Raw genomic sequence first — 12,092 nt, forward strand, 5'->3', positions numbered from 1 at the left:
GCTCTCCCATTCACCGCGTCGTACTTCCGAGCATGCTTAAGCAAAACTCACGTTAAGTAAATTAATTATTGAGCCACAAAAAACTTTTTTTAGAGAACCACTATCTAGATAGTTGTTGTTAAATAATGTAAAATTTCATCTCCTTAAAAATACGTAAAGAATTCGGTATCTTCACTACAATAAACCTGAAACAATATTAACTTGAAAAAAAATATTTTAAGGCCTTATCTGCCCTATATCAAAGGCTTTGGGGATTTTTTTGCAGCGGCTATCATGAATGTCAATGGTGGCTTTCGCTGAATAAATGTACCGATATTTCATCTTTTAGCTGATAAAAGACAGTATAAAAACTGGCATAACATCATAGAATTTCTTTTATGTTTCAGACATAATGAAAGTATAGAGAGCAGGGACATAAGTTCAAGGTTTCTGTCCTCAAAATTATTCCTTTTGGAGCGACGAACAATGACCCATGATTTAATCACTCTGCTTGAATTTAACGCCTTGATTGTTCTTTTTTGTGTAATCTACACGCCAATTATGAGCTGGGTGCTCTCCACTCACTAAGAGAGTTATTCTGTGTATTTTTCGACTTGTTTTAACTGTTTGTTCTAAAGACGAAAATATCACGGCGCAACGTACTCAAATTTCCTCTAACAACAACTAAGTTTTTTTAGCATTGCAAGGCTTCTCAAATCTGGGAAGTCTTTTGGTATTTGAGGGATGGGCGATCGCCCAGTGGGAGAAAGTTAGGGATTTATTGCAGAAGCTTGACGCAAGGCTGACAATTTCGCCACCATATTAAATACAGTCGAATTCCTCAGAAAAACGCCTATTAGTACCCCTATCCACGGCAGCCTTAAAGGTCTTAAGAGCAGCCAACTGAAACAACTTCAACGGCTCTATCAACAGTCTGTACCGAGCGATCGCCTCACGACCCCGGAGCTAGCTCAGCGGATTGCGGCTTTGAGTACCGAGCTAAACCAAGCCGTATGTGTCTATCTCAACCGACGCGGCAAAGTGATTCGAGTGGGTGTGGGTTCACCACGACAAACCCAAATTCCTGCCATCGAGTTACCCCGTTATGGTGCCGAACGTTTATCCGGTATCCGCTGTCTGGCGGCAACTCCCAAAGATATTCCTCCGAAGGAATCTAGCCTCACAGCAATGGTTTTACAGCGGCTGGATGCTTTGGTCACTTTTACCTTGACCCAAACCGGAACCACGAAACGGGGTCGCGGCGCTGCGGGCTATGTCAAACAGGGTTATGTGGCTCATCTTTTACCCCAGACCCACCCGTCCCACGAATATTGGGAAGTTTCGACGGCGCAAACTCTTGAAGATATTGCTGAGCAAGATTTCCTTGATCTCGTTGAGGGTTTAGAGGAAGAATTTCGACGGGAATTTACAGCTCAAAAGGTTGATCAAACCCATGACCGGGTCATTTTGGTGGGTCTGCAAACCGATGGTGTCAAAGATCAACGTTTTACTGACGGCTTAACGGAATTAGCGCGCCTCGTTGATACCGCTGGCGGCGAAGTGCTTTTGACCATAGAACAGCGGCGATCGCAGCCCCATCCCCAAACCCTAGTCGGTGCCGGTAAGGTCGATGAAATTGCCCTACAAATCCAAACTTTAGGGGCGAGCTTAGTCGTCTTCGATCAGGATTTATCTCCAGCCCAGAGCCGTAATCTCGAACGAAAATTTGGCATCAAAGTCTGCGATCGCACGGAAGTGATTCTTGATATTTTTGCCCAGCGCGCCCAGTCCCGTGCCGGAAAATTGCAGGTCGAACTAGCCCAACTTGAATATATGTTGCCCCGCCTCACGGGTCGCGGCCAAGCCATGTCTCGTCTTGGGGGTGGTATCGGCACCAGAGGTCCCGGTGAAACCAAGCTAGAAACTGAACGCCGTACCATTCAAAGCCGCCTTAGTCGTCTCCAAAAAGAAGTGGATCAGCTGCAAGCCCACCGCTCACGGATGCGAAATCAACGCCAACGTCAGGATGTGCCGACTTTTTCCATTGTGGGCTATACCAATGCAGGCAAATCGACCCTGATTAATGCCCTCACCAATGCCGAAGTCTATGCCGCAGACCAACTGTTTGCGACCCTAGACCCCACCACTCGTCGTCTGACTCTCACCGATGATGACCATGAAACCCGCACCATTCTCCTAACGGACACAGTGGGTTTTATTCACGAACTGCCGCCGGCTCTAGTGGATGCCTTTCGCGCCACCCTTGAGGAAGTTACCGAAGCTGATGCGTTAATTCATGTCATTGATTTATCCCACCCGGCTTGGCAACATCAACTCTTTTCTGTGGAAAAAATTCTCGGCGAAATGCCCATCATGCCTGCCCAAGCATTGATTGTTTTTAATAAGCTTGATCAAGTGTCTAGTGAGGCCCTCGAAACGGCCAAAACCCTTTACCCTAATGCAGTCTTTATCTCCGCCGGCGATCGCCTCGGCTTTGAAACATTACGTCAACGGTTAGTGCAAATGTTAAAACATCTGTAAAATTTGAAGTTGATGTAGAACTGTAAAGAAACTAGCAAACCCCATCGAAATCATCGATTAGCTTAGAAATATACCCACACAAATCCCAAGGAGGTCTAGATGAACGCTGCCGAACGAGCTTTAGGAGTTGATGTCGCCACGAAGATCGCCTCTGTCGTCAACCTTTTTCGCACCGAATTTCCTGACGCAAAGGCAGATCTCAAACCCTGGCGCAATGACCCCGATACTCGCGAATGGATGGATCCAGACTCCATTGATATCGGTTTTCATCTTCCCGGTTGGAGCCCCCGTTTCCAGAGCCGTAGTATGCTCGTCCAGATCCGTTTTTTCACCGATCCCCTAGAAGAAGTGCAGCGGTTTATCGGCATTGAGACGGCTGGTTTTAACCACGAAGGAGAGGCATGGCGGCTCTCGACTATTGCCCAGTGGCAACTCGTTGGCAACTATGAACCCGCCAAAGATGTCCGCGATCGCCTCCAGCGTTTTTCAGAGCGAGCCTTTGAACTTTTTTCCTAGATCACTTCACCCTTTAAATACCCTTTTTAAATAACAGAAAAAATTGTTTTAAACACCCGCAGAATGGATTTACTCTTAAAAGGTTTACGCACAAAACTAGCAATATGTGCTTCAACTTCCTTAGGGATATCACCTGTGCGAGCCGTCAAAACCATTACTGGAATATTACTTGTTTCAGGAAATGCTTTCAGGCGCTTTAATGCTTCAGAACCATTTAAAACAGGCATTAATAAATCCAATAAAATCACATCTGGCTGATACTTTAAGGCCATCTGAATCCCTAGTTCACCATTTTCTGCCTCAAAAAATTGATGCTTCGTTCTACTAAATATTGATCTAAGTAAAAGACGATTAGTGACATTATCATCGACACATAAAATCGTCAGTTTTGGCAGCGCATTAAATTGTTGAGAACAGTCAAGATTTTGAGATAAATTTTTCTCTTTACTGAGTAGAGGATGGGCAACCTCTGGAAAAACAACATTCGAAAAAACTAGCGAAAAGGTAGAGCCTTGATCTACTTCACTTTCTACAGAAATTGTGCCCTGTAACATTTCGGTCAGGCGACTGGTAATATTTAGCCCTAAACCGGTTCCGCCATATTGGCGGTTATCTTGTTTTTCCCGTTGGGTAAAGGCCTCAAAAATAAACTCTTGATCTGCCACTGGAATACCAATACCCGTATCAATAATGTCAATTTTCAGCTCACAGCTATCTTCGCCAATATTTGCTGCTGAAATAACGACTTTAACGGAGCCTTTATTCGTAAATTTAACGGCATTACTAATAGTATTAAACAAGATTTGTCGTAGTCGAACTTCATCGAAAATAATTAGTTCAGGCACAGATTCGGCTACGGTAATGGAAAATTCTAGCCCTTTTTCTGCAGTTTTTGGCATGAACATTTTCTCAATATTTTCGCCAAGTTTTAATAAATTCAGTTCGTCATAGCATAATTTCAGTTTGCCCGCTTCCATTTTAGAAAGGTCAAGAATATCATTTAAAATTACGAGTAATGAGTCGGCGCTAGAGTAGATGATTTTTAGATAATCATAGGCCTCAGGATTGTCTTTTAAATCTTCCTGTAGGAGTTCTGTAAAACCCAAAATCGCTGTCATTGGTGTGCGGATTTCGTGGCTCATATTTGCCAAAAATTCATCTTTGGCTACATTTGCGGCTTGGGCTTTTTCGGAGATTTCTGTTAGTGCTAAATTTTGCTGGGCTAATTTTTCTTGTTGTTCTTTTTCGGCGGTGATATCGTAGCTAACGCCTGCTAAACCAATTAGCTTGTCTTCGGAATCGGTGAGTGGTTCCATACGAATATTGAAATATTGTGGTTCTTGGTTCGCGCCACGGTTTGGTAAAACTAGCTGTAAACAATCGCCTTGTTTTTTGTTTAAAATTTCTTGTTTACAGGTTACAAGTTGCTCGGCGATCGCCTCAGGAAATAGCTCGTAATCCGATTGACCGATAATATCTTGTGTTGAAAAAATTATTGGATTATAAACCCAGGTGTAACGTAAATCTAAGTCTTGGGTAAATACCGTAATACTGGATTGATCTAAGGTTAAGCGAAATAGAGATTCTTGTTTTCGGAGTTTCCCTTCAGCAATTTTGCGATCGCCAATATCTAATAAAAAACCAACATATTCAATGGGAGTTCCATCACTATCACGAATGAGTTTGAGATTCGCCGATAGCCATTTATATTCCCCAGAGGCACACCGGAACCGATATTCCTGTTGGATATTTTCCCTTGGCTCACGGTTTGAAAATGAGCGGATCACATTGGCCTGATCCTGCGGCGCAATATGTTCTAACCAAGTATTGCCTGTTTCTAAAAAATATTGGTCTTCAAAGCCAACGAGATCATGAATATTTTTGCTAATAAAATTCAAGCGATAGGGTGCTGTGGGATGGCAGGTGAAAACGCTTCCCGGCGAGGCATTTTGTAAATATTGCAAACGCCGTTGACTCTCTTGGATTGTCTTTTTCGCTTGGGCTAATTCTGTGATTTCGTTAACGACCACACCCACACCGCGATCGCCCTTGTGAAAGCGAACAGGATAATAATTTACCAGCCAATGCCCTTCTATATTAGGGTCAGCCGGTGTTGTGCCATGAATCAACACACTAAAAATATTTTCCCCTGTTTGAATGACCTTGGTGAGTAGCGCTTCAATTTGGTCGCCGATTTCTGGTAAAACATCCCTCGGCGTTTTTCCTAAATGTTCACTGACAGAACAGCCATTCATTTCAGCAAGCTGCTCATTAATCTTTAAATATTTGAGATTTTGATCAAATAGTGCGAGGCCAACAGGGGCGTGGCGGTATAGAGACTCTAGAAAATTATTGCTTTCGGCAAGGTCAAGCTTGGTATTTTTTAGCTCACTGATATTAACGAAACTCAGAACAATGCCGTCGTAAGTCTCTAAACTTGTCCTGTAGGGATGGACGCGCATCAGCAAGTGGGTATCGGGGCGATCGCGGAGGGTAACTTCTTCTTCTAGTGGTTCTTTGGTAGAGAGGACTTGCTGCAAAGGCTCGGTCAAATCACCATAGGTGAGATTGTGGGTAATGTGATGCAGGGGACGATCAATATCTGAGTCTAATAAATTAATGGCGATCGCCGCCGCCTGGGTAAATTTGCGAATGCGCAATTCCTGATCAAGGAAAACCACCCCAATCTCAGTACTGCGCAATAGATTATCAATATCGCCGGTCAACTCCGTCAACTCAGCAATTTTGTTTTGGTACTCAATATTAAATGTATATAACTCTTCATTGGTACTTTGGAGTTCCTCATTAAAAGCAAGCCGTTCTTCATTGGTGACCTGCTGTTCTTCATTGGTTGTCTCTAATTCTTCGATGGCCGTTTGTAGATTTTCACGCGTTTGCTGTAGCTCGCGCTCTAGTTCCAGCACCCGCTGGGTTATATCTTCATTGAGCTGCGAATTCGTTGCGCTTTCTGGAGACAAAGAACTGTTGGCTGGCCTCTGCAGGGACTCGGCCATTTTTTCGATCACCACAGTAAAGGTACTGTCCTCTGATGTTTCTCCTTTGTTGTGCAAAACAGTGAGCACCACAGTAATTATTTCGTGACTAAGATTCAATGTAATGTCGGAATAGGTCAAAAATTCTTCGCTACGTTTGGCACGGTTAATGGCGATATTGATGGGAATCTTGAGAGCAGGGGGCAACATTTCTGTAACGTCTTGGGTCAGCTCTCCCTTAGGGACGCGCATCAGATCAAGTTTATCGGTCACTGTATGGACAAGATTTACTGATCTATCGACAATCAAACAAGTGGCCTGACGATGTTTATATAAAGTCTGTAAGGCAAAGCCAAGCACATTATTCAGACGCTGCACGCGATGGTCTGGTAGTTCTCTCGTGGGGAGATTTGATGGGGGCAGTGGTAAATAGTTAAAGGCTGGGAGATTATTGGTGGAGATGATGGGTAAACGAACGTCACGGCGTTTTTGGTAAATTTTCCACTTTTTATCGACTGCAATAAATTCGTCGGCGATCGCCCCCGGCGTTTCCGCTTCCCCAAGGAATAAAATCCCCTTAGCAACCAAAGAAAAATGAAACATTCGTAGTACCTGTTGTTGCAGCGGCGATCGCATATAAATCAACACATTACGACAGGTAATCAAATTCATCTGGGTAAAGCCCACATTTTTGATGAGATTATGGGGCGCAAAGATGATCATTTCGCGAATCTTACGGGCAATATGAAAAAAGCCATTGCGAAAATCAAAATACCGAGCTAAAAACTCCGCCGGCACATCATTGACGATACTACCGGGAAAAACGCCTTCCGAAGCTTTGGCGATCGCTTCACTATCAATATCCGTCGCAAAAATCTTAATCGGAAACACCCGATGCAAACGATCCATGAGATGGTCAATCAAAATCGCCAAAGAATAGACCTCTTCTCCTGTGGCACAGGCAGCCACCCAAACCCTAAACTGCGCACCTTCCTTGTGATTTTGGATGAGCTGCGGCAAAGTATGCTGCTCAAGGATTGTCCAAGCCTCCTTATCCCGAAAAAATTGCGTCACCCCGATCAGGAGATCATCCTTAAGAAGAGCCTGCTCCTCAGGGGAAACCGCTAAAAAATCAATATAATCTTGCAAATTTTCATGACCCGTCAGGGAAGCACGACGACAAATACGGCGGGAAAGAGTTGTAATTTTGTAATAGGAAAAATCTAAATTCTCAGCCTCACACAAAAGGGCAATCACATGTTGAACTTGCTCGGTACTAAGCTCCTTTTCCATTAAAGATATCCGTGTCATATCTGGTTTATTTAAAGTGACGCGATCATAAATAACTTGGGCTAATTGCTGGGGAGAAAAAACACTATCCACCAATCCTCTGGCAATCACACTTTGGGGCATACCCTCAAACTCAGCTGTCGATGGCGACTGCACCAGACTCAAACCCCCTTGAGCACTAATACTTTCTAGACCCTCAGTGCCGTCACTACCCGTGCCCGAAAGCACCACACCAATGGCTTTATCGCCGCAATCTTCGGCTAACGAATGAAAAAATAAATTTATCGGAAAATTTGAGTGAGACCGAGGATTTGATTCTTGTTCCCGTAAAGATAAGTGGCGATCGCGCACCGTCAGATTATAACCAGGGGGAATCAAATAAATATGATTTGCCCCTAACGCCATACCCTGTTCAACCCGATGCACCACCATCGAAGTGTGACGCTCTAAAAGCTCTTTCATCAAACTTTTAGAGTCTGGAGATAAGTGCTGAACCACAACAAAAGCAGCACCACTATCACCCGGCATACACTCAAAAAACGCCTCTAGGGCATGCAGTCCACCAGCAGAAGCCCCGACACCGACCACATAAAAATCATCCTTCTCCTCATTAGACAAATTAGTTAGTGACATAATTTATACATAACTTGTACAAGATATTTTTAGATTTTTTCTTTCAATATAAATGCCAGTCTCATCACCACTCTAAAACATAATTTTAGAAGTAGTTTAATTTTAATAGTTGTTTTTTAATATCTACTATCAACCGTGGAAAGCTCTGTTTTTTTTATAAAATCTTCAAACCATAAGAAATCTCATTACAAAATCACTTTTTTTAGGTCAAAGTCAAACTCTATTTCCCTAGAAGTTTTTATCGAGAATTCAAGGCAAAAACTGCAGTATTTTTTTGAATATGCTCGTAAAAGTACAGATCTCAGCTCAATCTTTATCAACTTTTCACACTGCTATTTTGGTTTAATATATTCCCTTTACCGCTATGAAGACTATATTTTTACGGCGTTTTTTCTAGCTCCGTTAAGTAGCGAAACATACATTTTTACGGCTAGGGACTTCTAATAAGATAAAATCACCTGAGTCAAATCTAGAGCCAAAGCATAATAAACAATATTAATCTTCTATTTTTTCTCGCAGGATATGGAAGTATTTTGGAAGGGAAAAATAAGTATGGCAGCAGGGGTTTTCAGGACAGATCCTCAGTTAAAAAGAATCATGAGGTCAACAAGTATTATCAAATATTGACTATAAATTTGTTTTTTACAGTTGATAAAAATCAGTTCTTCAAGGTTTTTAAATTGGTTATTTTCTCAAACAAAAATCGGTTAATGATTAGGAATCTAGCCATTGTTTCAGAATAATTTTTGCGGCCACTTGGTCAACTAACCCTTTATCTTGGCGAGAATATCTTTTTTGTGCTTTAAGTTGGTTCTCTGCTTCAACGGAGGTCAGTCGTTCATCGACATATTCAACGGGTAAATCAAAGTGTTGACGCAGTCTACGGGCAAACTTTTGGGTGGCTTTAGCTTGTTTACCCAGAGTGCCATCCATTTGGTAGGGCAATCCGACGACAAAAATCTCAATCTGTCGCTCTTCAACGAGTTTGGCGATCGCCGCAAAATCTTGCTCTAAGGTTGTGCGGTGAATGGTGGTTAATTCTGTCGCGAGTAAGCCTAGGCCGTCACATCCGGCGACCCCGATGCGTTTACGGCCAACATCTAAACCAAGGGCGGCGATCGCCATTTAGTTTTCAGGCAAAAAGTCTTGTTTCCTTGGGGTCTTGGGCAACTTTAAAGTCGGGTGATTTTTAAACCAATTTATCCGACTAGGAATCGGCGTATTAATCGGCTGTAACCCCTGTAGAACACCAGACAACTGCCATGCCTCCTGGGGTTTTGTTTCGCGGACTTTATGCCAGACCGAGCGGGACATCAGCAAAGTGTGCTCGATTTGCGACGCGCCAACGGTTTCAAAGAATTCTTCACGCTCCGGCTGATAATCAGTAGAAGTCATATATAGTGGCTGTTCTGGTCGGATTTGCGCCACTTGGGACATTTTGATCATCAGTTCTGGGTAGAGCCATGTATAGGCGGGGTGAACGGTCAAACGACCTTGGTGGGGATGTTCATCTTGGCGGGCTAGCTGCACGGCAAAATAACCGATCGCCGCCTTGCGCTGGGGTTCAAAGACATAGCCTTCAACAACATCTACTTGCTGAGACCAATTTTTGACGCGGCACACCAAATTATCGACTGGATTTGTTTTGAAATCTTGGACATGGCGATCAAAGACTTGACGCAACATCGGCGGCATTGACGCGGTATCTAGCTGATACAACAGTCGCGCATCGGCATTACCGACGGGCATCAAATTTGGAATGGCAGGTTCTTGTAAGGCCAGCTCACTCAAAATCTCAGGGGCGATCGCCCAATAGGTTAGCTTTGCGAGGGGTTGAAAGCCATTTTGTCGATACAGACTGAGGGTTTGCTTGGCATTTACATTAACTTCTAAAAGCCAGTTGCGCGCTTCCACAACGTGGTCAAAACAATACCGCAGCAAAGTCGAACCCGGATGGCGGGCACTGCCATGGTATTCCAATTTCGGGAAGGACGAATCAACGACTATTTGATCGACACGCCATGTACTTTGGGACGAATTAAAGGGCGAAATTTTAACAAAAGCAACCAGCTCGCCGTTCACTTCCAATACATAACCATGGAAGCTGTATTGGTTTGGATTGGGAAAAACATCAAACAGCTTTACTAGGCCATAGTAGTTTTTTGTATTCTCAATATGCTCTTCTAAACTCGTTTCTAAAGGCGATGCCACTTCCACGGCCTCTTGCTGCACTAATCTGGCGATCGCCGAAAGATCACGATATTGGACTTGGCGGATGGATACCTTCGCTTGCTTTGTCATGCCCACGCTCGAAAATGGAAGTTTGCTGGTCGATAAAGTCTATTTCGCTCCTATCTTAACGATTTTCCGCATGAGACGAAGTTGATCCGCTACAAAAAGCATGACTTTGCTGCATTTTTTTCACGGCGATCGCCCATTAAAACTCCACAATTGTGTAACTAAATTATGGGATTAAATTTTGCGACTAATTTTATTCACATAGCAAATGATTACAAAACAGTCAGAGCAATTATTGCGCTTTATCCTGAAACTCCTCATAGCGACGCACAATGACTAGGGCATCACCAACAACGGGATTCCGCGCCACAAAATTGCCTTTGAGATCTTCTACTCGCAACTTTTTAAAATCAAGTATTTGCGAGAGCTCCAACACATCAGAACCCAAACGATCCTGCAAACCCTCCCGCAATAAATACCAAGCATCGCCGACGGTAATTTGCAGCAAACTATTGTCAAAATCAGCCTCTACCGCCCGCACGATATTGTCGCCGTAGGGCTGGGTCACATCATCAATTTGACGCTGAATCGCCGCAACCAATCGCTGTTCAGGTGTTAGAGGTCGCGCTGGCTCTGGCTTTGGCGTAGGGGTTGGCTCTACAGGAGCTGGTTTGACTTTTGGTGCTGGCGCTGAAGGTTCTGGCTGTGATGGATCTGCTTCGGGCAAGACTACTTCAGTGGGTGGTGATGTGTTACTGCTTGGCTGTGTCACTTGTAAGGTCACTGCTGCTGGTTTTGTAGAGATCTTCCACACAAAAATAATGGCGATCGCCACCGAGACTGCCCCAATCAGAACTTTTTGATCTTGCCACCAAGGACGGGTAGGCCGTCGCCGCACTGTTTGGGAGACCCGTTGACGTTCTGGCGCTTTAGGCTGGCGCTCTGGCGTGGGTTCAACCTCTTCAAAGATATCGCTGTCCCATTCATCCCCAGTGGAGGCTGACTCATCAGATGGAGATGCGACGGCCATGGATGCATCGGTCGAGGCACTAGGCGGCGCGGTTAATGCCGCAGCTAATTTAGCAGTATCAGTCGCTAAATCTGCCAAGGCAGTTTCTGAAAGACGAATATTGTCCTTTTCAAGGGATGTGGCGATCGCCTGTAGTTGGGCAATGGTTTCCTGTAGACGCGCGAGGGCATTTTGGGGGTCAGCTTGGCTCATGGCAAGTGATATAGATCACGATAAAACGGCGGTGTCGTCACTATTTTAGGCGATCGCCTTCACCAGCACATAAAGACATGGTCACGGTATAAATTGCTAGTTTTTTGAATAATAAATGTCATAGGTATTCAACAATTTCAATCCTAGCGACATCAGCACTCCAGCCATGACCTTTTCTCATATTCCCCCAGCCAAACTTCTCCCCGGCGCAGTTAATCAAATGCTGGCCGACATCACCTATTCTGGCAAAGTACATGAAGGCGATCGCTACGGCCTCATGGTAGCTTGCTGCGATGACTGCCTCGAAGAAGAAGAACGATTAGTCATCAATCGCCTACTCCGCTCGATTGTTCGCGGCAAATTTCAAATCTGCTAAAACGTCCCACACAGAATCTTTTACAGACAGGCTCTAGAAAATATTTCTCCAGCGGTTGCAGTTCTTTAATTAAGTTGCTATACTCGTAGAGGCGACGCGGGATAGAGCAGTCTGGTAGCTCGTCGGGCTCATAACCCGAAGGTCGGTGGTTCAAATCCGCCTCCCGCCACCAAATCAAGAATAAAGAAGGGGTTTCAGCTTAATGTTGAGCCTCTTTTTTATTGTTCAATGAAGTTTTTATTTGAGTAACGTCAGTTCGCGTGAAGTATTTGGCCTGAAATACCTTAGAGACAAGAGACACATG

At 44.1% G+C, this 12,092-nt stretch carries 7 protein-coding genes and 1 tRNA gene; 4 read left to right on the top strand and 4 right to left on the bottom strand.

Going from position 1 to position 12,092, the window contains the following annotated elements:
* Window positions 1-798: 798 nt before the first annotated feature.
* Window positions 799-2,520, top strand: coding sequence for a GTPase HflX (hflX, locus tag NIES208_RS12685; RefSeq protein ID WP_075893322.1), 1,722 nt, complete (start codon window positions 799-801; stop codon window positions 2,518-2,520).
* 99 nt (window positions 2,521-2,619) lie between these two features.
* Window positions 2,620-3,036 (top strand): hypothetical protein, encoded by a 417-nt coding sequence (locus tag NIES208_RS12690; RefSeq protein WP_075893324.1) that lies wholly within the window; start codon window positions 2,620-2,622, stop codon window positions 3,034-3,036.
* 26 nt (window positions 3,037-3,062) lie between these two features.
* Here the strand turns inward: NIES208_RS12690 and NIES208_RS12695 are convergent, their stop codons facing one another.
* From NIES208_RS12695 to NIES208_RS12710, 4 genes are all read right to left on the bottom strand, one after another.
* Window positions 3,063-7,952 carry a chemotaxis protein CheB gene (locus NIES208_RS12695; RefSeq protein WP_075893326.1) on the bottom strand — a complete coding sequence of 1,630 codons (4,890 nt, stop codon included), beginning with the start codon at window positions 7,950-7,952 and terminating at the stop codon, window positions 3,063-3,065.
* A gap of 714 nt (window positions 7,953-8,666) precedes the next feature.
* Window positions 8,667-9,077, bottom strand: a complete 411-nt coding sequence (gene ruvX / locus NIES208_RS12700; protein WP_075893328.1) for a Holliday junction resolvase RuvX — start codon at window positions 9,075-9,077, stop codon at window positions 8,667-8,669.
* Window positions 9,078-10,253 (bottom strand): GNAT family N-acetyltransferase, encoded by a 1,176-nt coding sequence (locus tag NIES208_RS12705; protein WP_075893330.1) that lies wholly within the window; start codon window positions 10,251-10,253, stop codon window positions 9,078-9,080.
* A gap of 229 nt (window positions 10,254-10,482) precedes the next feature.
* Entirely contained in the window at window positions 10,483-11,412 is a 930-nt protein-coding gene (locus tag NIES208_RS12710; RefSeq protein WP_075893332.1) for a hypothetical protein, read from the bottom strand.
* Window positions 11,413-11,578: 166 nt separating this feature from the next.
* On the opposite strand from NIES208_RS12710, the gene NIES208_RS12715 reads away from it, so the two are divergent.
* Both NIES208_RS12715 and NIES208_RS12720 read left to right on the top strand, forming a co-directional pair.
* Window positions 11,579-11,788, top strand: a complete 210-nt coding sequence (locus NIES208_RS12715) for a hypothetical protein (RefSeq protein ID WP_084176623.1) — start codon at window positions 11,579-11,581, stop codon at window positions 11,786-11,788.
* 95 nt (window positions 11,789-11,883) lie between these two features.
* Window positions 11,884-11,960, top strand: a tRNA-Met gene (locus NIES208_RS12720).
* Window positions 11,961-12,092: the final 132 nt, after the last annotated feature.

Source organism: [Limnothrix rosea] IAM M-220, from assembly GCF_001904615.1.
GTDB lineage: Bacteria > Cyanobacteriota > Cyanobacteriia > Cyanobacteriales > MRBY01 > MRBY01.